The sequence below is a fragment of the Pseudomonas sp. NPDC088414 genome, assembly GCF_044753325.1.
Lineage (GTDB): Bacteria > Pseudomonadota > Gammaproteobacteria > Pseudomonadales > Pseudomonadaceae > Aquipseudomonas.
In genome coordinates, this window is sequence record NZ_JBIVMY010000012.1 from 91961 (window position 1) to 117380 (window position 25420).

The following is a 25420-nucleotide window of genomic DNA, read 5'->3' on the forward strand; positions in this document are numbered from 1 at the left end:
CTCTTCATTCAAAGGAATTCCCATGAACATCTGCGGCATCGAAATCAAAGGCAGCGAAGCGATCATCGCCGTGGCCTCCCTTGACGGGGCAACGCTGAGCCATGTGGCGCTCAACACCAAGAAAATCGCCCTCGACGATGATGACGAGGCGGCCAACGTCAAACGCTTCGCGGCGCAGGTCGCTTCGTTTGTGCGCGAGCATTCGATTGACCGGATTGCGATCAAGAAGCGCAGCAAGAAGGGCGAGTTTGCCGGTGGGCCGACCACGTTCAAGATCGAGGGTGTGTTTCAGTTGCTGGATGGGTGCGAGGTAACGCTATTGTCGCCGCAGACGATCAATGCGCAGGCCAAGAAGCACAACTTTGAGCTGCCGGGGACGTTGAACAAGTATCAGCATGAGGCGTATAAAGCGGCGTGTTCGGCGTTGGTGAAGAAGTAAGATCAAAGGATCGCAGCCTTCGGCAGCTCCTACAGGGAAATGCATTCCAATGTAGGAGCTGCCGAAGGCTGCGATCTTTTGATTTTAAGCCTGGGCAGTACGCCGGTCTTCGCGGGGGCACCGGGCAAATTTCGCCCGATAGCTGCGGGTGAAATACGACGGTGATTCAAAGCCGCAGGCGATGCTGACTTCGAGCACGCTCATATCGGTCTGGCGCAGCAACTGTCGGGCCTTTTCCAACCTCAAGCGCAGGTAGAAATTGCTCGGCGTGTCGTTCAGGTGCAGCCGAAACAGGCGCTCCAGCTGCCGCCGTGTCACCTTGATCGATTCCGCCAGTTGCAGTGTGGTCAGCGGTGGTTCGCTGTGTTGTTCCATCTCGCCAATCACCTGCACCAGCTTCTTGTTGCTGATGCCGTAGCGCGTGGCGACTTCCATGCGCTGGTGGTCCTTGCGCGGTCGGATCCGCCCCAGCACGAACTGCTCGCTGACCTGGATGGCCAGTTGCGGGCCATGGGCCTGGGCGATCAGGTCGAGCATCAAATCGATGGAGGCGGTGCCACCCGCCGAGGTGATGCGCCGCCGATCGATCTCGAACAGTTCCTGCGTCACGCTGAGCTGTGGATAAGACTCTTTGAACGCATCGATGGCTTCCCAGTGCAGGGTCAGGCGATGACCGTCGAGCAGGCCGGCCTCCGCGAGGACGAAGCTGCCGGTGTCGATAGCGCCAAGGGTCACGCCTTCGTTGTCCAGGCGTCGCAGCCAGTGCTCAAGGGTCGGCGTGGCGAACTTCAGCGGTTCGAATCCGGCCACCACTAACAGCGTCGCGCCTTTCTTCAGCGGCTCCAACGCCGCGTCGGCGTTGACCGACATGCCATTGCTCGCCAGCACCGCCCCGCCATCGGCGCTGAGCACGTGCCAGCGGTACAGCTCGCCACGAAAGCGGTTGGCCACCCGCAGCGGTTCGATCGCGGAGATGAAGCCGATGGCGGAAAACCCCGGCATCAGCAGAAAGTAGAAATCCTGGGACATGTGCGCACTCGGTTAGCGGGTAGCGTGGATCGTTGATACGCCGTTTGGCGGCGGCGTTCAAGCGCGCAGGTCGCTACAGTGCAAATGCCAGTCGCCGCAGTGCGCTTTCACGGGGCCGTTGCTGCGTAACTTTGCATCACCGGCACGCCAGATGCCGGAACTCACAATAACGACCTGCCGAGGAACCCGACATGAAACGACTGATCAGCAGCTGTGTTCTTGCACTCAGCGGTACCGCTTTCCTGAGCGCCAGCGTCATGGCGGCCGAACCCGCCTCGTGCCAGAACGTGCGCATGGGCGTGGTCAACTGGACCGACGTGATCGCCACCAGTGCCATGACCCAGGTCCTGCTCGACGGCCTCGGCTACAGCACCAAACAAACCAGCGCCTCCCAGCAAATCATCTTCGCCGGGATCCGCGATCAGCGGCTCGACCTGTTCCTCGGCTACTGGAACCCGCTGATGACCCAGACCATCACCCCGTTCGTCGATGCCAACCAAGTCAAGGTCCTGCCGGCACCAAGCCTGAAGGACGCCCGCGCCACCCTCGCGGTGCCGACCTATCTGGCGGACAAGGGCCTGAAAACCTTCGCCGACATCGCCAAATTCGAGAAGGAACTGGGCGGCAAGATCTACGGCATCGAGCCGGGTTCGGGCGCCAACACGCAGATCAAGGCGATGATCGCCAAGAACCAGTTCGGCCTCGGCAAATTCCAGCTGGTCGAGTCCAGCGAAGCCGGGATGCTCGCCGCCGTTGACCGCGCCGTACGCCGCAAGGAAGCCGTGGTGTTCTTCGGCTGGGCGCCGCACCCGATGAACGTCAACGTCAAGATGACTTATCTCACCGGCAGCGAGGACGCCCTCGGCCCGAACGAAGGCATGGCCACGGTGTGGACGGTCACCGCGCCGAAGTACGCCGAACAATGCCCGAACGTCGGTCGCCTGCTGAGCAACCTGACGTTCACCGCCGAAGACGAGAGCCGGATGATGCAACCGCTGCTCGACCACAAGGATGCCTTCGAATCGGCCAAACAGTGGCTCAAGGATCACCCCGAAGACAAGCAGCGCTGGCTTGACGGTGTGACCACTTTCGACGGCAAACCGGCCGCTGAAAACCTGCAGCTGACCAGCAAATAAATCACCCCGAATCAACGCTTCGCAGCCCCGCAAAGGGCTGCGGACAGACCCATCACGCCTGAAGGAAACCGCACCATGAACCACGACGTCATCATCACCTGCGCACTCACCGGTGCTGGCGACACGACCGCCAAAAGCCCCCACGTGCCGGTCACCCCGAAACAGATTGCAGCGGCTGCGGTGGAAGCGGCCAAGGCCGGCGCCACCGTCGTCCACTGCCACGTGCGCGACCCGCAGACCGGCAAATTCAGCCGTGACGTGGCGCTGTACCGCGAAGTGATGGAACGCATCCGCGAGGCGGACGTCGACATCATCGTCAACCTCACCGCCGGGATGGGCGGCGACCTGGAAATCGGTGCCGGCGAGCACCCGATGGAGTTCGGCCCGAACACCGATCTGGTCGGCCCGCTGACCCGTCTGGCCCACGTTGAAGAACTGCTGCCGGAAATCTGCACCCTCGATTGCGGCACGCTGAACTTCGGCGACGGCGACACCATTTACGTCTCGACCCCGGCGCAACTGCGCGCCGGCGCCAAGCGCATCACCGAACTGGGGGTGAAGGCCGAGCTGGAAATTTTCGACACCGGTCACCTGTGGTTCGCCAAGCAGATGATCAAGGAAGGCCTGCTCGACAACCCGCTGTTCCAGCTATGCCTGGGCATACCGTGGGGCGCCCCGGCCGACACCACCACCATGAAAGCCATGGTCGACAACCTGCCCGCCGATGCGGTGTGGGCCGGGTTCGGCATCGGCCGCATGCAGATGCCGATGGCCGCACAAGCGGTGCTGCTCGGCGGCAACGTGCGGGTCGGCCTGGAAGACAACCTGTGGCTGGACAAGGGTGTGCTGGCCACCAACGGCCAACTGGTCGAACGCGCCACCGAGATCCTCAGCCGCCTCGGCGCCCGGGTGCTGACCCCGGCTGAAGGCCGCAAGAAGATGGGCCTGACCCAGCGCGGCTGACCCAACCACCCATTTCCCTCTGTGAAATGAATTCTGTGGTGAGGGGATTTATCCCCGATGGGTGGCGAAGCCGCCCCAAGACCTGACAACCCGGGCATCAGATAGACCGAGAGTGCTGGTTTTACGACTGCTTCGCAGCCGATCGGGGATAAATCCCCTCGCCACAAGACAGAGTTTCCACAGGACCACCGAACTCTCTCAGGAAATCGTCATGAGCTTTATCACCGACATCAAAACCTTCGCCGCCCTCGGCAGCGGTGTCATCGGCAGCGGTTGGGTTGCGCGCGCCCTCGCCCATGGCCTCGACGTGGTGGCCTGGGACCCGGCGCCTGGCGCCGAAGCCGCACTGCGCAAACGCGTGGCGAATGCCTGGGGTGCGCTGGAGAAAAACGGCCTGGCGCCCGGCGCATCGCAAGAGCGACTGCGTTTTGTCGCGACCATCGAGGAGTGCGTACGCGATGCCGATTTCATTCAGGAAAGTGCCCCGGAACGCCTCGAGCTGAAACTCGATCTGCACAGCAAAATCAGCGCAGCGGCCAAACCCAATGCGCTGATCGGCTCCAGCACTTCAGGCCTGCTGCCAAGCGAGTTCTACGAGAGCTCGACCCACCCTGAACGCTGCGTGGTCGGTCACCCGTTCAACCCGGTTTACCTGCTGCCGCTGGTGGAAGTGGTCGGCGGCAAGAACACCGCGCCCGAGGCCGTGCACGCGGCGATGAAAGTCTACGAATCCCTCGGCATGCGCCCGCTGCATGTGCGCAAGGAAGTGCCGGGGTTTATCGCTGACCGTTTACTCGAAGCGCTGTGGCGTGAGGCGCTGCATCTGGTCAACGACGGGGTGGCGACCACTGGTGAGATCGACGATGCGATACGGTTTGGTGCCGGGCTGCGTTGGTCGTTCATGGGCACGTTCCTGACCTATACGCTGGCCGGTGGTGACGCTGGGATGCGTCATTTCATGTCGCAGTTCGGCCCGGCGTTGCAGTTGCCATGGACCTACCTGCCGGCACCGGAGCTGACCGACAAGCTGATTGACGATGTGGCCGATGGCACCACCGATCAGCTCGGTCGCCACAGCATTTCGGCGCTGGAGCGCTATCGTGATGACTGCCTGCTGGCGGTGCTGGAGGCGGTGAAGACCACCAAAGAAAAGCATGGAATGAGTTTCAGCGAGTGATCCCCTCACCCTAACCCTCTCCCGGGGGGAGAGGGGACTGACCGAGGTGAATGGGCGAGTTACACCGACTTGAAATACCGAGCCGAACACAGGCTTTGAAAAGCCCCCGATCTGCTCCCTTTCCCCCTCTCCCCTATGGGGAGAGGGCTGGGGTGAGGGGTGGCTTTTGATCTTGATGACCCTTCAACTGCCGGAACCAACATCATGCCCACTCTCACCACCTACCAAACCAGAATCATCCCCGACTGGGTCGACTACAACGGCCACCTGCGCGACGCCTTCTACCTGCTGATCTTCAGCTACGCCACCGACGCGCTGATGGACCGTCTCGGCATGGACAGCAACAACCGCGAAGCCAGCGGCCACTCGCTGTTCACCCTCGAACTGCATCTGAATTATCTGCACGAAGTGAAGCTCGACGCCGAGGTCGAAGTGCGCACGCAGATCATCGGCCATGACAGCAAACGCCTACACCTCTATCACAGCCTGCACCTGGCCGGCGACGACCAGGAATTGGCCGGCAACGAGCAGATGCTGCTGCACGTCGATCTCGCCGGTCCGCGCTCGGCACCGTTCACCGCCGATACCCTGAGCCGTCTGCAAGCCATCGTCGCCGAGCAAGTCGATCTGCCCGCCCCGGCTTACATCGGCCGTGTCATCGCCCTGCCACCCGCCCGTTAATTCCTCCCACGCAAGGAACCGCCATGCACACCGCTGCCGCTGTTGCCGATTTCCGTACTTATCCGTTGATCAGCGCGCTGAGCGGCGTGCAGAACCTGGCGGATCGCGTGTCGATTGCCTGGGCCGATGGCCGCATCAGCCCGTTTCATCATGTCTGGTTGCGGGACAACTGTCCGTGCGAGCAGTGCGTCTACACCGTCACTCGCGAGCAGGTGTTCGAGATCGTCGATGCCGCAGCCGACCTCAAACCTGCCGCCGCCCATATCGACAGCGACGGCTGCCTGCGCATCGACTGGCAGGACGGTCACCAGAGCCGCTTCGACCCCGGCTGGTTGCGCGCGCACGCCTATGACGACGAATCCCGCGCCGAACGTCTGGCCGCCAAGCCCAAGGCTTACCTGTGGCGCAGCGATCTGCAGTTGCCGGTGTTTGACTACGCCGCGTTGATGAATGACAACGGCGCCCTGCTGCATTGGCTGCTCGCGGTACGCGACATCGGCCTGACCCAAGTGCGCGGCGTGCCCACCGAACCGGGCTCGCTGAAACTGATCGCGCAGCGCATTTCGTTCATCCGCGAGAGCAACTTCGGCGTGCTGTTCAACGTGCAGTCCAAGGCCGATGCCGACAGCAACGCCTACACCGCTTTCAACCTGCCGTTGCACACCGACTTGCCGACTCGCGAGCTGCAACCGGGTCTGCAATTTCTGCATTGCCTGGTGAATGATGCCGAGGGTGGCGAGAGTATTTTTGTCGACGGTTTTGCGATTGCCGACGCGTTGCGTCAGGAAGCACCGGAGCTGTTTCAGGCGCTGTGCGAGATCCCCGTAGAGTTTCGCAACAAGGATCGTCACAGCGACTATCGCTGCCTGGCGCCGATCATTGCGCTGGACGCGTTGGGCCGGGTTACGGAGATGCGCATGGCGAACTTTTTGCGCGGCGCATTCGATACGTCGGTGGAGCAGATGCCGCTGCTGTATCGCGCCTATCGGCGCTTGATTGCGATGACCCGCGAGCCACGGTTTCGGCTGATGCAGCGGCTCAATCCGGGCGAGCTGTGGTGCTTCGATAACCGCCGTACGCTGCACGCACGCAATGCGTTTGATCCGGCCACCGGGGCGCGGCATTTTCAGGGCTGCTACATCGACCGGGATGAGTTGTTGTCGCGGATTCTGGTGTTGCAAAGGTAAACCGCGTCATCGTTCTTCGCGGGCAAGCCCGCTCCCACAGGGTTCGGCGTCGATGACAAATAAGTGACCAGACCCAAAACCTGTGGGAGCTGGCTTGCCAGCGATGGCGTCAGCAAAAAAACAACTCGGACTTCTCTTATTCACAGACCAAAAAAAGCCCCGATACAAGCCGTGACAGGATCGGGGCAGAGGGTACTGTTGAGGAGCTGCCAGTCGAGGGTGACCAAACCGTCGTGTAGCGAGCTGAGTCCAGTGTGCCCACTCCCCAGGGCGGTCAGTTAGCCGAAAACGACCTGTTCATAGCCGTCGCAGCCACTGCGACAAATCGCCCTTGCCGTCCCTCCGCAGGCCTACCAGAATCGAGCCACGACCTCCGTTACCGAAGAAGGATGCGCGCCATGATGTACGCCGATTTGATCGATCAGGAAGACCTGCTGGGCCAGCTCAAGGCATTGGGGTTTCAGGTGCCGAGCGGCTCCACAGCGGAGCAGGCCTGCGAGTGCGCGGTGCGTGGTCTGGACAATGTTCGCGCGTTTGAACTGCGCAAGATGGTCAAGGACATGTACACCAGCGGCGCCAGTATCCAGCCTGCGGTGCGCCAGGCGATCGACAAGCAGTTGTTGCCGGCGTTGGCGGATTACCAGCAAAGCCACAGCGCCTGACAAGTAACTGTGGCGAGGGAGCTTGCTCCCGCTGGGCCGCGAAGCGGCCCCAAACCGGCAGATGCTCTATTCCACATAAATCGCATTCGCAGGTTTAACGAGCGCTTCGCGCCCGAGCGGGAGCAAGCTCCCTCGCCACAAAAACGGTCCGGTCTACAGCCTTACGCTGGCAAACGTCGACTCATTACGCGCCTGACTCAACGCCGACATCGGCCCCGACAGTGGCGACATCACGATCGCCTGCGGCAGCGGCAGCATCGCCACTTGCTGGGTGGTGTTGGAGCCTACGCGCTCGTCACGCGGCGGAATGCCGAAGTATTCGCGGTAGCACTTGGAGAAGTGCGGCGTCGAGACGAAACCACACACCGACGCGACTTCGATGATCGACATCGGCGTTTGCTTGAGCAACTGCCGCGCGCGGATCAGGCGCAGCTTCAAGTAGTAGCGCGACGGCGAGCAGTGCAGGTATTTCTGGAACAGCCGCTCCAGCTGTCGACGCGACACGGCGACGTACACCGCCAGTTCGTCGAGGTCGATCGGCTCTTCCAGATTGGCTTCCATTAGCGCGACGATTTCCTGCAGCTTCGGCTGGTTGGTGCCGAGCATATGCTTGAGCGGCACACGCTGATGATCCTGCTCGTTGCGGATGCGTTCGTAGACGAACATTTCCGAGATCGCGGCGGACAGCTCACGGCCGTGATCGCGACTGATCAGGTGCAGCATCATGTCCAGTGGCGCGGTGCCGCCGGAGCTGGTGAAACGGTTACGGTCGAGGGTGAACAGGCGAGTGCTCATGGCCACGCGCGGAAACGCTTCCTGCATCGCTGCCAGACATTCCCAGTGCACGCTGCAATCGAAACCGTCGAGCAGACCGGCACAAGCCAAAGCCCAACTGCCGGTGCACACCGCACCGAGACGCTTGGACTGACGCGCCTGGCTTTGCAGCCATGACACGTGTTCACGGGTCACGGTGCGTTGAATGCCGATCCCGCCGCAGACGATCACGGTGTCCAGGGGCGGAGCTTTATGCATGGAGGCATCGGGGGTGATTTGCAGACCGTCACTGGCCCACACCTGGCCGCCATCGACGGTGAGGGTGCTCCAGCGATACAGCTCACGACCGGACAATTGGTTGGCCATGCGCAGGGGTTCGACTGCGGAGGCCAGAGAAATCAGCGTGAAATTGTCCAGCAGCAGAAAGCCGATGGATTGAGGCGCACGGTTCTGGGGTTGGGCCCCGGAGTTGAACGACGTCATCGCGGTATCTCCTCACACAAAGCGGGTGATGGCCTCAGGCGGAGGCTCTTGTTATTGCCGGCGTTCTCGCGTGGGAGACGGGCTTTGTTATGACAGAGCAATTGCCATGCCTAAAATTGAATGGCTGTTCAATAACTCCTGAAAACGACGTCGCGACGTGTCTATTCAAGACGTCGGACACAGGGTGTTTCGAAGTGCCATCAGCGGCGTCGAGAGCCCTGCCCCGCTGCCTGTGAGCAGATCGGTAGCACTTGTGGGAACAGGCTTGCGCGGGGTTGTTTCAGAGTGTCACCGCAAGCACGGGTGACGGACGGTAGTGGGTGCGAATGGCGCACTGCGAGTGGGAAAAGCTCTTGTCTGATTGCGACGCGCTAAAAGGTGGCGTGATTTGATTAGCGTGTGCACTTGGTGAGCAGTTTTGACTGGTCTGCTCATATTCCCAGGGAGGGTTACAGGTTCTAGTGGCGAGGGAGCTTGCTCCCGCTGGACTGCGAAGCAGGCCCAAAACCAGACTTCGCGGTCCCTCAGTTGAAACGCACCAAGCTGATTGCGACTGCTGCGCAGCCGAGCGGGAGCAAGCTCCCTCGCCACAGAAAAATGTGTCAGCACTCAACGGCGCTGACCGCCAGACCACCCCGTGAGGTCTCTTTATATTTGTCATGCATATCGGCGCCGGTATCACGCATGGTGCGGATCACCCGGTCCAGCGAGATGAAGTGCTGACCATCGCCGCGCAGGGCCATCTGCGCCGCGTTGATCGCCTTCACAGCGGCAATTGCGTTGCGCTCGATGCACGGCACCTGCACCAGGCCGCCGACCGGGTCGCAGGTCAGACCAAGGTTATGTTCCAGGCCGATTTCCGCCGCGTTGCACAATTGCTCAGGCGTCGCGCCGAGGATCTCCGCCAGCCCCGCCGCCGCCATCGCGCAGGCCGAACCCACTTCACCCTGGCAGCCGACTTCAGCACCGGAGATCGAAGCGTTCTTCTTGCACAGAATCCCCACCGCTGCCGCACCCAAAAAGTAGTCGACGACGTTGGCGTCGGTGACTGCTTCGCTGAACTTCATAAAATAGTGCAACACCGCCGGAATGATCCCTGCCGCGCCATTGGTCGGTGCGGTGACCATGCGCCCGCCCGCGGCGTTTTCTTCGTTGACCGCGAGGGCAAACAGGTTGACCCACTCCATGGCACTGAGGGTCGAGCCGATCACGTTGGGCTTGTTCAATTCCTGCAGGCTGCGATGCAACTTGGCCGCGCGCCGGCGCACATTGAGACCGCCGGGGAGGATGCCTTCATGCTTGAGGCCCTGCTCGACGCAATCCTGCATCGCCCGCCACAGCTTCATCAGCCCGGCACGGATTTCCTCTTCACTGCGCCAGACCTTTTCGTTGGCCATCATCAGTTCGGCGACGCGCAGGTTGTTCTTTTGGCACAGCTGCAGCAGCTCCACCGCACTGGAAAAGTCATAAGGCAATTCGGTGCGATCCAGATCGACCACACCGCTGGATGCCTGCGCCTGATCCACGACAAAACCGCCACCGACCGAATAGTAGGTGTCGCGATGAATCTCGCCGTGATCGCCTTCGGCAACCAGGGTCATGGCGTTGGGATGGAACGGCAGGTTTTCATCGATCAGGCGCATGTCGCGAGCCCATATAAACGGCACCGACAGACGACCATCCAATAACAGCGTATGAGTTTCGCGCAGCGCCTGAATGCGCGGGCCGATCTGCGACGGGTCGATTGCGTCCGGCCATTCGCCCATCAGGCCCATGATCACCGCGTTGTCGCTGCCGTGCCCGATACCGGTAGCCGACAGCGAGCCGAACAGTTGCACTTCTATACGCCGTACCTGCTCCAGCAGGTGCCGGTCGCGTAGCGCTTCGACAAACAGGGCGGCGGCGCGCATCGGGCCGACGGTGTGGGAACTGGACGGGCCGATGCCGATTTTGAACAGGTCGAAAACGCTGATAGCCATTGCTGCAGAGCTCCTGAGGATGCCGTTCCCGGGCGTCAGGCGCCCGCTGGCGGAGCTGCTACGCTCAAGCTGCGATCCGCCGGAATGCCCGCATCATCAGGCTTTTGTCAGGTCGCCCGGCGTCTGACACCGACGCACTCATGCCCACCAACGCCGTGCCGGTTTCCTCCCCTGTTTTCGCCGTTTTTATGCGGTTCAGATGGCCAAACGGGGCAGAAAAAAGCTGTAAACGACGTCACTGACACTGGATGCGACCATCCCTGTACTGGATACGACCCACCCTGTAGGCGTCAGATTTTCACTGGTACATGATCGTTATGACTCGATTGCAAGGCGCCGTGGTAGAGCTGTCTCCAGAACGCCATCCAACCGCAACCTATAAGTGCGGTGGTCCACAGTCGGAACACTGCCAAAAAAAACACCAAGGAGTCCATCCATGAAAGGTTCCCCGTCGTTGTTGTTGGCCGCCATGCTGAGTCTGCCGTTACTGGCTCAAGCCGCAGAACCGGCGCAGTGCAGTACCGTGAATTTCTCCGATGTCGGCTGGACCGACATCACCGCCACCACCGCCACCACGTCGGTGGTGCTCGACGCCCTCGGCTACAAGACCAAGACCACCATGATTTCCGTGCCCGTGACCTACAAGTCGCTGGCCGACGGCAAGAACATGGACGTGTTCCTCGGTAACTGGATGCCGACCATGGAAAACGACATCAAGGCCTACCGCGACGCCGGCACCGTGGAGACCGTGCGCACCAACCTCAAGGGCGCCAAGTACACCCTCGCCGTGCCGCAAGCCTTGTATGACAAGGGTCTGCATGACTTCGCCGACATTGCCAAATTCAAGAAGGAACTCGACGGCAAGATCTACGGCATCGAGCCTGGCAACGACGGCAACCGCCTGATCCAGAGCATGATCGACAAGAACGCCTTCGGTCTGAAGGACGCCGGTTTCAAGGTCGTCGAATCGTCCGAAGCGGGCATGCTCTCGCAGGTCGACCGTGCGCAGAAACGCGACACCGCCGTGGTCTTCCTCGGCTGGGCACCGCACCCGATGAACAAGCGCTTCAAGATCCAATACCTGACCGGCGGCGATGACTTCTTCGGCCCCGACTTCGGTGCCGCCACCGTGGCGACCAACACCCGCAAGGGCTACTCCACCGAATGCAGCAACGTCGGTCAGTTGTTGAAAAACCTGGAGTTCAATGTCGACATGGAAAGCGAACTGATGGGCAACATCCTCGACGACAAGATGAAGCCTGAAGCGGCCGCCAAGGCCTGGCTGAAAAAGAATCCACAGGTGCTCGATACCTGGCTCGCTGGCGTGACCACCATTGACGGTAAACCTGGCCTGGAAGCCGTGAAAGCCAAGCTCGCACAGTAATTGCCTTACGCCGGGCGGGTTCGCTCGCCCGGGCTGTTTATTCCTTGCATGCGGACGTTCACTACCATGCTGATTGATCAGAAAATCCCTTTAGGCCAGTACATCGCGGGCTTCGTCGAATGGTTGACGCAACACGGCGCCAGCACTTTCGACGCAATCGCCGTGACACTGGAAACGATGATCCACGGCGTGACGTTTGCGCTGACCTGGTTCAATCCCTTTGTCTTGATCGGCCTCATCGCCCTGCTCGCGCATTTCATCCAGCGCAAATGGGGGCTGACTGTTTTTGTGATTGCCTCGTTCCTGTTGATCCTCAATCTGGGGTACTGGCAGGAAACCATGGAAACCCTCGCCCAGGTCATGTTCGCGACCCTGGTCTGCGTGGTCATCGGCGTGCCGTTGGGCATCGTCGCCGCGCACAAGCCAATGTTCTACACTTTAATGCGTCCGGTACTCGATCTGATGCAGACCGTACCGACCTTCGTTTACCTCATTCCGACCCTGACCCTCTTCGGGCTGGGCGTGGTGCCAGGCCTGATCTCCACGGTGGTATTCGCCATCGCTGCGCCGATCCGCCTGACCTACCTGGGCATCCGCGATGTCCCGCAAGAACTGATGGACGCCGGCAAAGCCTTCGGCTGCTCGCGTCGCCAATTGCTCTCACGGATCGAACTGCCTCACGCCATGCCGAGCATCGCGGCCGGCATCACCCAGTGCATCATGCTGTCGCTGTCGATGGTGGTGATCGCGGCACTGGTGGGCGCCGACGGACTCGGCAAACCGGTGGTCAACGCACTGAACACTGCTGATATCGCCCTGGGCTTCGAAGCAGGCCTGGCGATCGTACTGCTGGCGATCATGCTCGACCGTATCTGCAAACAACCCGACGCTAAAGTAGGGAGTGAAGCATGAGCATAATTCGCTTCGAAGACGTCGACGTAATCTTCTCCAAAGATCCACGCGAGGCACTCAAGCTGCTGGATCAGGGTATGACGCGCAACGAGATCCTGAAAAAGACCGGGCAGATCGTCGGCGTGGAAAAGGCCAGTCTGGACATCAACAAGGGCGAGATCTGCGTACTGATGGGCCTCTCTGGCTCCGGCAAGTCGAGCCTGCTGCGCTGCATCAACGGCCTCAACACCGTGAGCCGCGGCAAGCTGTTCGTCGAGCACGAAGGCAAGCAGATCGATATCGCTTCCTGCACGCCGGCCGAACTGAAAATGATGCGCACCAAACGCATCGCCATGGTGTTCCAGAAGTTCGCCCTGATGCCGTGGCTGACGGTGCGCGAGAACATCAGTTTCGGTCTGGAAATGCAGGGCCGACCGGAAAAGGAACGGCGCAAGCTGGTCGACGACAAGCTCGAACTGGTGGGCCTGACCCAATGGCGCAACAAGAAGCCCGATGAACTCTCCGGCGGCATGCAGCAGCGGGTCGGCCTGGCCCGGGCGCTGGCGATGGACGCCGACATTCTGCTGATGGACGAACCGTTCTCGGCACTCGACCCGCTGATCCGCCAAGGCCTGCAGGACGAACTGCTGGAACTGCAACGCAAGCTGAGCAAGACCATCGTGTTTGTCAGTCACGACCTCGACGAGGCACTCAAACTGGGTAGCCGCATCGCGATCATGAAGGACGGCCGGATCATCCAGTACAGCGTGCCGGAAGAGATCGTGCTCAACCCCGCGGACGACTATGTGCGCACCTTCGTGGCCCATACCAACCCGCTCAATGTGCTCTGCGGTCGCAGCCTGATGCGCACGCTGGACAACTGCAAACGCATCAACGGTTCGGTGTGCCTCGACCCGGGTGGCGATTCGTGGCTGGACCTGGCTGAAGGCAACACCATCAAGGGCGCACGGCAGAACGGTTCGGTACTGAACCTGCAGAACTGGGCACCGGGGCAAGCGGTGGAAGGCCTGGAGCGCAAACCGACACTGGTGGACTCGAACATCGGCATGCGTGACGCGCTGCAGATCCGTTACCAGACCGGCAACAAACTGGTGCTGCACGACAACAATCATGTGGTGGGGATTCTGGGCGACAGCGAGCTGTATCACGCGTTGCTGGGCAAAAACCTGGGGTAAGCCGCCCGGATACGAAAACGCCGCGAGAGGATCGCGGCGTTTTTGTTGGTACAGAAATTGACATGAGACATGGACAACTGTGGCGAGGGAGCTTGCTCCCGCTTGAGTGCGCAGCACTCACAAATTCCTGGGGTCGCTTCGCAACCCAGAGGGAGCAAGCTCCCTCGCCACAACAGCTTCACCATTAACTCAAGGGTTAGCTATACACCCGGCCAAGGAGCTGCCGATGGCTTTCAAACTGATCGAGCACATCGCGTGTGATCTGATCCTGCGTGAAGCCCATCAGGTCATAGTCCTGGCTGCCGTTGTGCAGATACACCTCGGCGCGGTAGTAACGCTGGCGCGCTTCATCGGACTGGGCCGATTCGGTCGGGGTCGCCAGGTAGCCGTCCAGGCTCACTTCATAGACGAAAGGATTGCCCTCTTCCATCTCGACGCGCACGCCCATGCAACGTTTGGATTTGCCCAGCAGCGTCTGCACTTCCAGACCCTGTGCACGCAGTTGCGCAGCAGCGTCGTCCAATGCCGGCGTCACGTGTTTGTCCATGAAGCGTTGCACCACCGATTGGCTCGGTTGCAGATCCAGCTGCGTCAGACGCTCGCTGAAACCACGACGACCGCGCTCAGCCAGTTGCGCCTGCTCCTGTTCGATCTGCACGTCCTGGCGCATCGCCTTGTGCAGGCCAAACATGAAGCACACCAGCACCACCGAGAACGGCAGACCGGCCAGCACCACCATGGTTTGCATGGCTTCGAAGTTACCAGCGAACAGCAGACCGATGGTCACCAGCGTGATCACCACCGACCAGAAGATCCGCAGCCAGTGCGGCGCATCTTCATCAACGTTGCCGCCCTTGCAGGACAGATTCGCCATCATCACCGCGCCGGAGTCGGCCGGGGTCAGGAACAGCACGAAACCAACAAAGATCGACACACCGATGACGACTTTCGACGCCGGGTAGTGTTCCAGCAACTGGTAGATCGCCATCGATGGCTGTTCCAGCGCCGTCTTGCCGAGTTCCACCGCCCCCTGGTTCATCACCAGGTCCAGTGCCGAGTTACCGAAGATCGACAGCCACGCCAACGTGAAGCCCAGCGGAATCAGCAGTACGCCAGCGACCAGCTCGCGCACGGTACGACCACGGGAAATACGGGCGATGAACATGCCTACGAAAGGTGCCCAGGAAATCCACCACGCCCAGTAGAACAGAGTCCACAGGCCCAGCCAGCGGTCGGACTTGGCGCTGTCGCCTTCATAGACGTACAGGTCGAAGGTCTTCAGCACCACGCCGTTGAGGTAGTCGCCGATGTTCTGCACGAAGCCGTTGAGCAGGTGCAGGGTCGGGCCGAACAGCAGGACGAAAATCAGCAAACCGCTGAACAGCACGATGTTCAGGTTGGACAGACGACGAATGCCGTTTTCCACGCCGGACACGGCAGCGATGGTGGCCACGGTGCTCATCACGATGATCACGATCAGCAGGTTGGTGTTGCTGTGCTCCATGCCGAACAGGTTTTCCAGACCCGAGGACACCTGCAACGAGCCGATCCCCAGGTTGGTCACCAGACCCAGCAGGGTCACGAACATGCCGAAGCCGTCCACCGCGTGACCGGCGGCGCCCTTGACCCAGCGTTCGCCGACCAGTGGGTACAGCGCCGAGCGCAGGGCCAGCGGCTGGTTATGACGGTAAGCGAAGTACGCCACGGCCAGACCGACCAGCGCATAGATCGCCCAGCCGTGCAGGCCCCAGTGCAGGAAAGTCAGTTGCACCGCCTGACGCGCGGCCAGGTTGGTGGCCGCTGCGCCTTCCGGCGGATTGAAGTAATGGTCCAGCGGCTCGGACGCGCCGAAGTACAGCAGCGAAATACCGATACCCGACGAGAACAGCATCCCCGCCCAGGCGCCGTAACTGAAATCCGGGGTGTCGTCCTTGCTGCCCAGTTTGAGTTTGCCGTAGGAGGAAAACGCCAGGCCCACCACAAACACCAGGTAGGCGGCGATCACCACCATGTAGTACCAGCCGAAGCTGCGCGACAACCAGGCCTGAGCCATACCCAACATTCTGCCGGCCTCTTGCGGGGCGATGATCAGAATGGCGGTCAACAACAGAATCAACGCGGTAGAGGTGTAAAACACCCAACCGTTGACCGTCACCTTCTCGGGCGGGGTCTTTATAAGCGAGGCAGAACTCATGGCACAAATGCTCCAGGCAGTGCGAGAGAAGAACACAAGGCAACACGGAACCCGACCAATCGGTTAGTTGGCAGCCGACCGGCGGGTGATATAAAGACACCCCGAAAAAAGCCCGAACCTGCCGAAATGGCGTTGCGAATCGCTTTCGTGGCCAAAGCTGTGCGGACGTTCATCCGAAACCTGGCCCCGAGCGTCTTGCCCATTCAACACGTCCATCGAATAGCGAACCGCGCCATGCCCCACGCAGGTTTCAAGCATTTTCGGATGTCGTTTTATCGCCATTTACAAGCAGAAAAAATCTGTAGGCAGCGACGATTTGTCGCAGATCTTATTCTTTGTTGATTGAACGTTCAATCAAAACAAAATAGACTGGCCGTCAATCCGATAGGCGTTTATCGCCCGTCGGAAGGCCTAAGGAGATGTGCAAGATGCCCAAGGTCGGTATGCAACCCATCCGCCGCCAACAACTGATCGAAGCCACGTTGCAGGCGGTCGATCAGGTCGGTATGGGGGACGCCAGCATTGCGCTGATCGCCCGTTTGGCCGGTGTCTCGAATGGCATCATCAGTCACTATTTTCAGGACAAGAATGGCCTGATCGCCGCCACGATGCGGTATCTGATGAATGTCCTCAGCGAGAACGTCACCGCGCGCCGTCAGGCGCTGGCAGACAGCAGCCCACGGGCGCATCTGCAGGTGATCATCGAAGGCAACTTCGACGCCAGCCAGGTCAATGGCCCGGCAATGAAAACCTGGCTGGCCGTCTGGGCCACCAGCATGCACCAGCCGTCTTTGCACAGGTTGCAGCGGATCAACGATCACCGTCTGTATTCCAACCTGTGCTGCGAGTTCCGCCGTGTGTTGCCGCTCGAAGATGCGCGCAGCGCCGCGCGTGGACTGGCAGCGTTGATCGACGGCTTGTGGTTGCGCGGCGCGCTGTCGGGAGACGCTTTCGACACGGCGCAGGCGCAACAGATCGCTTACGAATACATGGATTTCCAATTGGCCAAGCAGGTGAGCTAGAGCACACAGAAAACGCTCGGCCCCTGAACCGCCATCGCAGCACCACCGCGATGGTCAACGCCAACCACTAATGCACTTGCGAGGACACTATGGCCCGTTTCGAACTGCAAAAACTCTACATCGATGGCGCGTACTCCGACGCTGGCAGCGATGCCACTTTCGAAGCCATCAACCCGGCGAACGGTGAAGTCCTCGCCCAAGTGCAACGTGCGACCAAGGAAGACGTCGAGCGTGCTGTGGTCAGCGCTGAAAAGGGCCAGAAAATCTGGGCCGCGATGACCGCCATGGAGCGTTCGCGCATCCTGCGTCGCGCCGTCGACATCCTGCGCGAGCGCAACGATGAGCTGGCTGCTCTGGAAACCCTGGACACCGGTAAAGCCTTCTCCGAAACCAAATACGTCGACATCGTCACCGGCGCCGACGTGCTGGAATACTACGCAGGCCTGGTGCCGGCGATCGAAGGCGAGCAGATTCCGCTGCGCGACACTTCCTTCGTCTACACCCGTCGCGAGCCGCTGGGCGTGGTCGCCGGTATCGGCGCGTGGAACTACCCGATCCAGATCGCGCTGTGGAAATCCGCACCGGCCCTGGCCGCCGGTAACGCGATGATCTTCAAGCCAAGCGAAGTCACCTCGCTGACCACCCTGAAACTGGCCGAGATCTACACCGAAGCCGGCCTGCCAAACGGCGTGTTCAACGTCCTGACCGGCAGCGGCCGTGAAGTCGGCACCTGGCTGACCGAGCACCCGCGCATCGAGAAAGTCTCCTTCACCGGCGGCACCGACACCGGCAAGAAAGTCATGGCCAGCGCTTCGGCTTCGTCGCTGAAAGACGTGACCATGGAACTGGGCGGCAAGTCGCCGCTGATCATCTGCGACGACGCCGACCTCGATCGTGCCGCCGACACCGCGATGATGGCCAACTTCTACAGCTCCGGTCAGGTTTGCACCAACGGCACTCGCGTATTCGTACCAAGCCACCTGAAAGCCGCTTTCGAAGCCAAGATCGTCGAGCGCGTCGCGCGCATCCGCATCGGCAACCCGGAAGACGAAAACACCAACTTCGGCCCGCTGGTCAGCTTCGCCCACATGGAAAGCGTGCTGGGTTACATCGCCAAAGGTAAGGAAGAAGGTGCCCGCGTGCTGTGCGGCGGCGAGCGTCTGACCGACGGCGAATTCGCCAAAGGTGCATTCGTCGCGCCGACCGTGTTCACCGACTGCACCGACGACATGACCATCGTCCGTGAAGAAATCTTTGGCCCGGTGATGGCGATCCTCTCTTACGAGACCGAAGAAGAAGTGATCCGCCGCGCCAACGACACCGACTTCGGCCTGGCCGCCGGTATCGTCACCAAAGACCTGAACCGCGCGCACCGCGTGATTCATCAACTGGAAGCCGGTATCTGCTGGATCAACGCCTGGGGCGAGTCCGACGCGAAGATGCCGGTCGGCGGTTACAAGCAGTCGGGCGTGGGTCGTGAAAACGGCATCAGCTCGCTGACCAACTACACACGCATCAAATCGGTACAGGTCGAGCTGGGCGATTACGTCTCGGTGTTCTGATCTGACGCAACGCTGAAGTTGGGGCCCTTGTGGCGAGGGAGCTTGCTCCCGCTGGGCTGCGCAGCGGCCCCAACTGCAGACACCGCGTTCATCCAGACAGAACACGGTCGCAGGTTCTGCGACTGCTTCGCAGTCGAGCGGGAGCAAGCTCCCTCGCCACAGAAAGTGGCCACTCGGCAGCCTGACCACATCTAAAGAGGGTGCATTCAATGTCCCAAGAATTCGATTACATCATCATCGGTGCCGGCTCGGCCGGTAACACCCTGGCGACCCGTCTGACTGAAGACGAAGGCGTCACCGTGCTGCTGCTCGAAGCAGGCGGCCCGGACTACCGTTTTGACTTCCGCACGCAAATGCCGGCCGCGCTGGCGTTCCCGCTGCAGGGTCGTCGCTACAACTGGGCGTACGAAACCGATCCGGAGCCACACATGGACGGTCGCCGGATGGAATGCGGTCGCGGCAAGGGCCTCGGCGGCTCCTCGCTGATCAACGGCATGTGCTACATCCGTGGCAACGCGATGGACTACGACGGCTGGGCGAAGCTGCCAGGCCTGGAAGACTGGACCTACCTCGACTGCCTGCCGTACTTCCGTAAAGCGGAAACCCGCGACATCGGCCCGAACGACTACCACGGTGGCGACGGCCCGGTCAGCGTGACCACGCCGAAGGCAGGCAACAACCCGCTGTTCCACGCCATGGTTGAAGCCGGCGTGCAGGCCGGTTACCCGCGCACCGAAGACTTGAACGGCTACCAGCAGGAAGGCTTCGGCCCGATGGACCGCACCGTGACGCCGAACGGCCGTCGTGCTTCCACCGCCCGTGGCTACCTCGACGTCGCCAAAAAGCGTTCGACCCTGACCATCGTCACCCACGCCCTGACCGACAAGATTCTGTTCGAAGGCAAGCGTGCGGTCGGCGTGCGTTACCTGGTCGGTTCGGCGGAAGAGCGTGTTGAAGCCAAAGCGCGCAAAGAAGTCCTGCTGTGCTCCGGCGCCATCGCTTCGCCGCAGATTCTGCAGCGCTCCGGCGTCGGCCCGGCAAAACTGCTGGAAAGCCTCGACATCCCGGTCGTCCATGATCTGCCGGGCGTCGGTGAAAACCTGCAGGATCACCTCGAGCTGTACCTGCAATACGCTTGCACCCAACCGGTCTCGCTGTACCCGTCGCTGCTCTGGTACAACCAGCCGGCCATCGGTGCCGAGTGGCTGTTCAACGGCACCGGCATCGGCGCCAGCAACCAGTTCGAAGCCGGCGGTTTCATTCGTTCGCGTCCGGAATTCGAGTGGCCGAACATCCAGTACCACTTCCTGCCGGTAGCGATTAACTACAACGGCAGCAACGGTGTGAAAGAGCACGGTTTCCAGGCGCACATGGGTTCCATGCGTTCGCCGAGCCGTGGCCGCATCCAGTTGAAGTCCAAGGATCCGCGTCAACACCCGAGCATCCTGTTCAACTACATGGCCACCGAGCAGGACTGGCAGGAGTTCCGTGACGGCATCCGCCTGACCCGCGAAATCATGCAACAGCCTGCGCTGGACGCTTTCCGTGGCCGCGAAATCAGCCCGGGCATCGACGTGCAAACCGATGAGCAGCTGGACAAGTTCATTCGCGAGCACGCCGAAACCGCGTTCCACCCGTCCTGCTCGTGCAAGATGGGCACCGACGAGATGGCGGTAGTGGATGGCGAAGGTCGCGTGCACGGCATGCAGAGCCTGCGTGTGGTCGACGCCTCGATCATGCCGATCATCACCACCGGCAACCTGAACGCGCCGACGATCATGATCGCCGAGAAAATCGCCGACAAGATCCGTGGCCGCAAGCCACTGCCGCGTAGCAATGCTGCCTACTACGTGGCTGGCGGTGCGCCAGTGAAAGGCAAGCCGATGCGTGATATCACGCCTGTTGCCCAGTAAGACTTGATACCGCGTCACGGCTAATCGCTGGCAAGCCAGCTCCCACAGGGTTTTGCGTCGTTCACAGATATTGTGGTCACCGAGAAACCTGTGGGAGTCTGGCTTGCCAGCGATGAGGCCCTGCAAATCAGCCCCTCCTCCCCTGCTGCACAGTAAATCCTCCTACACCCCCTCTTCACTTGATCCTACCCCCACGCAGGCCTACTCTAGACCTCGCGCAATCGTTTCACCCCTCCCCGCCGAATCGCTTCACCCCGCAACTCCATAACAAGGAGGTTCCCGAATGTTTGATTTCCACCCCCAGCTCAAGCAGCGCTTCGCTGCCTTGCGCACGGGCGCCGAGTTTTTTTCCCTGCGGTATGTACGCGAGTCCGGCCAGTATCTGTCGGTGCGCAAGAACGTCGCCGAGCCGCCAAGCCTGAGCCGCGACGAAGGCGCGATGCTCACTGTGCGGGTCAACGGTGTCGAGGCTTACGCCGCCACCAATGATCTGTCGCAGCAAGGCCTGCAAGCCGCCCTTGAGCGCGCCGAACAGCAGGCCCGGCGCCTCAAGCCGCACGCCTTGCTCGACCTGCGCGACCAGCCGGTGTCGAGCGATCGCGCTGATTACTTTTCGCCCAATCTCGAGCAACCCTTCCCGTCCCTGAGCGAATGCTTCGAGCTGCTCGGCGCGGAGTCCGCCTCGGTGCCAAAGGATGAGCGCCTGGTGAACTGGGAAGCGAGCATCGGCATCACCCACGTCGAGCAAATTTATCTGAGCAGCGCCGGCGCCGAATTGCGCCAGGCCCAGCGCTTCGTCTACCCGGGCCTCGACGTCACCGCCTACGACGGCAACGACAGCCAGACCCGCTCCCTCGGTCGCGAGAACTTCGGCCAGCAGGGCGGCGCCGACGTGATCAGCCGTTGCGGCCTGGTCGGCGCCGGCCCGAAGGTGGCCGATCAGGCCCTGCAACTGCTGCTCGCGCCGAACACCCCGCAAGGCCCGCGCGATCTGTTGCTGATGCCTGACCAGATGATGCTGCAGATCCACGAGTCCATCGGCCACCCGCTGGAGCTCGACCGGATCCTCGGTGACGAGCGCAATTACGCCGGCACCAGTTTCGTCAAAACCAGCGACTTCGGCAGCCTGCAATACGGTTCGAAGCTGCTCAACGTGACCTTCGATCCGGACATTCCCGAAGAGCTGGCCAGCTACGGCCACGATGACGACGGCAGCAAGGCCAGCAAACAATTCCTGATTCGCGAAGGCTTGCTGCTGCGGCCACTGGGTGGCGCGCTGTCGCAGTTCCGCGCCGGTCTCGACGGGGTTGCCAACAGCCGCGCCTGCGGCTGGAACCGGCCGCCGATCGACCGTATGGCCAACCTCAACATCGAGCCGGGCGATCAGTCGCTGCCGCAACTGATCAGCGGTATCGAGCACGGCATTCTGATGAGCACCAACCGTTCATGGTCGATTGACGACGCGCGCAACAAATTCCAGTTTGGTTGCGAGTGGGGTCATTTGATCGAGAACGGTGAACTAAAGGGTGTGGTGAAAAATCCGAATTACCGAGGCATTTCCGCGCACTTCTGGAAGAGTCTGCGCGCGGTGGGCGACGCCGGCACCCGGATGGTGCTGGGCACGCCAAACTGCGGCAAGGGCGAGCCGAACCAGGTGATCCGCGTCGGCCACGCTTCGCCGGCCTGCGTATTCAGCAACGTTGATGTGTTTGGGGGAGACGCCTGATGAGCATTTCGAAGAGTCAGTCCGACGCCTTCAAGGTCATGGTCAATTGGCTGCGCGACAGCGTCCGCGAGCCGGAACAATTCACCCTCAGCTATGCCGCCGAATCCTCGGCGTTCGTGCGCTTCAATCACGCCAAGGTGCGTCAGGCCGGTCAGGTGCAGCAAGCCGATGTCGGGCTGAAGCTGATTAACGACGGGCGTCACGCCGATCTGCACATCACCCTGTCCGGTGATCAGGAAGCCGATCTGCAACGCCTCGCCGAAGGCCTGCAACAACTGCGCGAAACCCTGCCGCTGCTGCCGCAGGATCCGTACCTGCTGCTCAACCACAATGGTTGGCAGAGCAACAACGTGCAGGAACATCCGCTGCCGGACACCGAGCAGGTGGTGGAAGAAATCTGCGCCGCCGCTGAAGGTCTGGATCTGGTCGGCTTTTATGCCGCCGGCCCGATCAGCCGTGGTTTCGCCAGTTCCTCGGGGGCGTTCGGCTGGCATCAGGCCAACAGTTTCAACTTCGACTTCAGCCTGTTCCACGACAATGGCGAAGCAGTAAAGGCCAGCTACGCCGGACACGAATGGAGCAGCGAAGGCTTCGCCCGCCGCTTCCAGCAGGCGCGCGAGCAACTGGCGTTTCTCGGTCGACCGTTGCGGACTCTGGCACCGGGGCAATACCGCGCCTACCTGGCGCCGGCCGCGCTGGAAGAAATCATGGGCATGCTCAGCTGGGGCGGTTTCTCGGCGCAGTCGATTGCCAGTAAAAGCAGCCCGCTGCAGAAGCTGTACGTCGGCGATCAGACGTTCAGTCCGCTGGTCTCGCTGGATGAGCAAGTCAGCGGTTCGTTGAGCCCGGCGTTCTCCGGCGAGGGTTATCCGCGCAGCGATCTGCGGCTGATTGTCGAAGGCAAGGACGGTGAGCAACTGGTCGGTTCGCGCAGTGCCGCCGAATACGGCCTGACCGCCAATGGCGCCAGCGGCGGTGAAATGCCGAGTGCACTGAACATGGCGGCCGGTGATCTGTCACAGGCAGAGATCCTCAAGCAGTTGGGCACCGGGCTGTACATCAGCAACCTGTGGTACCTGAACTACTCGGATCAACCGGCGGCGCGCCTGACCGGCATGACTCGCTTCGCAACTTTCTGGGTCGAGAACGGCGAGATTCAGGCGCCGGTCAGCACCATGCGCTTCGACGACAGCGCCTACAGCCTGCTGGGTTCGCAGCTGGAAGCATTGACCGCCGAGCGTGAGTTGCTGCTGTCGGCGAGCACGTACAGCCAGCGCAATACGTCGTCGGCGTTGCTGCCGGGAGCGCTGGTCAGCCGACTCACGCTAACGCTATAACACTGTGGCGAGGGAGCTTGCTCCCGCTGGGGTGCGAAGCGCCCCCAAAACCTGTCAACCCGGTGTTCCTGTAGCACCGGGTTGGCTGAATTTACGGCTGCTGCGCAGCCGAGCGGGAGCAAGCTCCCTCGCCACAAAAGCTTCAAGCCAGGACAAGCATTCGGATCAATAACCCACAAGAGGTTCCATGCCCACACGCCCGCCTCTCGACGCCATCACCGCCCGCTGGTTGCCGTGGGTCGTCGCCATTGCGTTCTTCATGCAGTCCCTCGACGGGACCATCCTCAACACCGCCCTGCCGGCCATGGCCCGGGATCTGGCCGAAGACCCGTTGCGCATGCAAGGCGTGGTCATCGCCTACATGCTCACTGTGGCCTTGCTGATTCCGGCCTCGGGCTGGATCGCCGACCGCTTCGGCACCAAGAAGATCTTCTTCGGCGCGATCCTGCTGTTCAGTTTCGGCTCGCTGCTTTGTGCGTTATCCAGCACCCTGACGATGCTGGTCGGCGCGCGGGTGATTCAAGGTCTGGGCGGCGCGTTGATGTTGCCGGTTGGACGGCTGGTGGTGCTGCGCGCCTACCCGCGTTCGGAACTGGTGCGGATCATGGGGTTCATCACCATTCCCGGCCTGCTCGGCCCGTTGATCGGCCCGACTATGGGCGGCTGGATGGTGCAATACCTGACGTGGCACTGGATCTTCCTGATCAACCTGCCGGTGGGCGCCATCGGCTGCTACGCGGTGTGGAAATTCATTCCCGACCTGCGCGGCAGCGAGCGCACGCGCTTCGATAGCCTCGGTTTTCTTCTGTTTGGCGCGGCGATGATCCTGATCACCATCGCCATGGAAGGTCTGGGCGAATTGCACTTGCCGCACCTGCGAGTGATGTTGCTGCTGTTCGGCGGTCTGGCCTGTCTGGCGGCGTACTGGCTGCGCGCCGGGCGTGTCGAAAATCCGCTGTTCGCCCCTTCGCTGTTCAAGACGCGGACTTTCGCGGTCGGAATTATCGGCAACCTGTTCGCCCGCCTGGGCAGCGGCGCCCTGCCGTTTCTGGTGCCGTTGCTGCTGCAGGTGGCGCTGGGTTACTCGCCGTCGCAAGCCGGGATGAGCATGCTGCCGCTGGCCGCCGCAGCGATGTTCGCCAAGTGGATGGCGCGACCACTGATCGAACGCCTCGGCTATCGCATCGTGCTCACCGGCAACACCCTGGCGCTGGGGATCATGCTGGCGAGCATGGGCCTGGTCAGTGAGCAGACGCCGTACTGGCTGCTGCTAGGGCTGCTGGCGATTCTGGGGGCGATCAACTCGTTGCAATTCACCGCGATGAACACCGTAACGCTGATCGACCTCGATGATGCCAGCGCCAGCAGCGGCAACAGTCTGCTGTCGGTGGTGGCGCAGTTGTCGCTGAGTCTGGGCGTGGCCTGTGCCGGCGCATTGCTTGGCGGGTTTACGGCAGAGATCGGCAACGACGGTGTGGAAACCGTGCTCGGGGCGTTCCAGCTGACGTTTGTTACCGTCGGGGTGATGGCGATGCTGGCGGCGACGATCTTCTCGCAACTGTCGAAAGAGGACGGCCGCCGGGTCAAACGCCCGGATGAACATCCCGACGAACACATCGAACACTGAGCAAACAGTGAATGCTTTTGTGGCGAGGGAGCTTGCTCCCGCTGGACTGCGCAGCAGT

19 protein-coding genes and 1 pseudogene are annotated in these 25420 nt (G+C 61.3%); 16 read left to right on the forward strand and 4 right to left on the reverse strand.

Translation table 11 applies throughout. The annotated features are described in order from the left end of the window. The first annotated feature begins 22 nt into the window (after positions 1–22). A complete protein-coding gene (locus ACIP8I_RS13405) occupies positions 23–439 on the forward strand; it encodes a DUF3010 family protein (protein WP_064589572.1) in 417 nt (138 codons plus the stop codon). 29 nt (positions 440–468) lie between these two features. On the opposite strand, the pseudogene ACIP8I_RS13410 reads toward ACIP8I_RS13405, so the two are convergent. After that, positions 469–1468: pseudogene (locus ACIP8I_RS13410) on the reverse strand (GlxA family transcriptional regulator). Positions 1469–1659: 191 nt separating this feature from the next. Here ACIP8I_RS13410 and ACIP8I_RS13415 point away from each other — a divergent pair. The 6 genes from ACIP8I_RS13415 to ACIP8I_RS13440 all read left to right on the forward strand — a co-directional run bounded on the left by ACIP8I_RS13415 (position 1660) and on the right by ACIP8I_RS13440 (position 7274). Next, a complete protein-coding gene (locus tag ACIP8I_RS13415; RefSeq protein ID WP_400761687.1) occupies positions 1660–2604 on the forward strand; it encodes a choline ABC transporter substrate-binding protein in 945 nt (314 codons plus the stop codon). Positions 2605–2679: 75 nt separating this feature from the next. Then, positions 2680–3567 carry a 3-keto-5-aminohexanoate cleavage protein gene (locus ACIP8I_RS13420; protein ID WP_007962632.1) on the forward strand — a complete coding sequence of 296 codons (888 nt, stop codon included), beginning with the start codon at positions 2680–2682 and terminating at the stop codon, positions 3565–3567. Positions 3568–3778: 211 nt separating this feature from the next. Next, positions 3779–4744 carry an L-carnitine dehydrogenase gene (locus ACIP8I_RS13425; RefSeq protein ID WP_400761690.1) on the forward strand — a complete coding sequence of 322 codons (966 nt, stop codon included), beginning with the start codon at positions 3779–3781 and terminating at the stop codon, positions 4742–4744. Between the two features lie 204 nt (positions 4745–4948). After that, complete coding sequence (locus ACIP8I_RS13430; RefSeq protein ID WP_400761693.1) at positions 4949–5425, forward strand: thioesterase family protein; 477 nt, start codon at positions 4949–4951, stop codon at positions 5423–5425. Between the two features lie 23 nt (positions 5426–5448). Next, positions 5449–6612, forward strand: a complete 1164-nt coding sequence (locus ACIP8I_RS13435) for a gamma-butyrobetaine dioxygenase (protein ID WP_400761696.1) — start codon at positions 5449–5451, stop codon at positions 6610–6612. 398 nt (positions 6613–7010) lie between these two features. Then, the gene (locus tag ACIP8I_RS13440) at positions 7011–7274 is read left to right on the forward strand and encodes a hypothetical protein (RefSeq protein WP_007962640.1); all 264 of its coding nucleotides are present in this window, start codon (positions 7011–7013) and stop codon (positions 7272–7274) included. Between the two features lie 153 nt (positions 7275–7427). Here the strand turns inward: ACIP8I_RS13440 and ACIP8I_RS13445 are convergent, their stop codons facing one another. Then, entirely contained in the window at positions 7428–8531 is a 1104-nt protein-coding gene (locus tag ACIP8I_RS13445; protein WP_007949927.1) for a GlxA family transcriptional regulator, read from the reverse strand. 602 nt (positions 8532–9133) lie between these two features. After that, positions 9134–10510 (reverse strand): L-serine ammonia-lyase, encoded by a 1377-nt coding sequence (locus ACIP8I_RS13450; protein ID WP_400761699.1) that lies wholly within the window; start codon positions 10508–10510, stop codon positions 9134–9136. Positions 10511–10946: 436 nt separating this feature from the next. Between ACIP8I_RS13450 and ACIP8I_RS13455 the strand changes: the two genes are divergently transcribed. The 3 genes from ACIP8I_RS13455 to choV all read left to right on the forward strand — a co-directional run bounded on the left by ACIP8I_RS13455 (position 10947) and on the right by choV (position 13981). Next, complete coding sequence (locus tag ACIP8I_RS13455; protein ID WP_007962644.1) at positions 10947–11894, forward strand: choline ABC transporter substrate-binding protein; 948 nt, start codon at positions 10947–10949, stop codon at positions 11892–11894. A gap of 66 nt (positions 11895–11960) precedes the next feature. Further along, positions 11961–12806: a choline ABC transporter permease subunit gene (choW, locus tag ACIP8I_RS13460; RefSeq protein WP_400761702.1), complete on the forward strand. Its 846-nt coding sequence runs from the start codon at positions 11961–11963 to the stop codon at positions 12804–12806. Then, positions 12803–13981 (forward strand): choline ABC transporter ATP-binding protein, encoded by a 1179-nt coding sequence (gene choV / locus ACIP8I_RS13465; RefSeq protein ID WP_025108532.1) that lies wholly within the window; start codon positions 12803–12805, stop codon positions 13979–13981. Before choW ends, choV begins: the two co-directional genes overlap by 4 nt. Before the next feature lie 196 nt (positions 13982–14177). On the opposite strand, the gene betT is transcribed toward choV, so the two are convergent. Then, complete coding sequence (betT, locus tag ACIP8I_RS13470) at positions 14178–16175, reverse strand: choline BCCT transporter BetT (RefSeq protein WP_400761706.1); 1998 nt, start codon at positions 16173–16175, stop codon at positions 14178–14180. A 428-nt stretch (positions 16176–16603) separates the two neighbouring features. On the opposite strand from betT, the gene betI reads away from it, so the two are divergent. From betI to mdtD, 6 genes are all read left to right on the forward strand, one after another. Further along, positions 16604–17197 carry a transcriptional regulator BetI gene (gene betI, locus ACIP8I_RS13475; protein WP_400761708.1) on the forward strand — a complete coding sequence of 198 codons (594 nt, stop codon included), beginning with the start codon at positions 16604–16606 and terminating at the stop codon, positions 17195–17197. Between the two features lie 89 nt (positions 17198–17286). Then, positions 17287–18759 carry a betaine-aldehyde dehydrogenase gene (gene betB, locus ACIP8I_RS13480; protein WP_007962649.1) on the forward strand — a complete coding sequence of 491 codons (1473 nt, stop codon included), beginning with the start codon at positions 17287–17289 and terminating at the stop codon, positions 18757–18759. Between the two features lie 209 nt (positions 18760–18968). After that, a complete protein-coding gene (gene betA / locus ACIP8I_RS13485) occupies positions 18969–20672 on the forward strand; it encodes a choline dehydrogenase (RefSeq protein WP_027610638.1) in 1704 nt (567 codons plus the stop codon). 283 nt (positions 20673–20955) lie between these two features. Beyond that, positions 20956–22398, forward strand: a complete 1443-nt coding sequence (locus ACIP8I_RS13490) for a TldD/PmbA family protein (RefSeq protein WP_400761712.1) — start codon at positions 20956–20958, stop codon at positions 22396–22398. After that, positions 22398–23735 (forward strand): TldD/PmbA family protein, encoded by a 1338-nt coding sequence (locus ACIP8I_RS13495; RefSeq protein WP_400761715.1) that lies wholly within the window; start codon positions 22398–22400, stop codon positions 23733–23735. Before ACIP8I_RS13490 ends, ACIP8I_RS13495 begins: the two co-directional genes overlap by 1 nt. A 187-nt stretch (positions 23736–23922) precedes the next feature. Then, complete coding sequence (mdtD, locus tag ACIP8I_RS13500) at positions 23923–25362, forward strand: multidrug transporter subunit MdtD (RefSeq protein ID WP_400761718.1); 1440 nt, start codon at positions 23923–23925, stop codon at positions 25360–25362. The last annotated feature ends 58 nt before the right edge of the window (positions 25363–25420 follow it).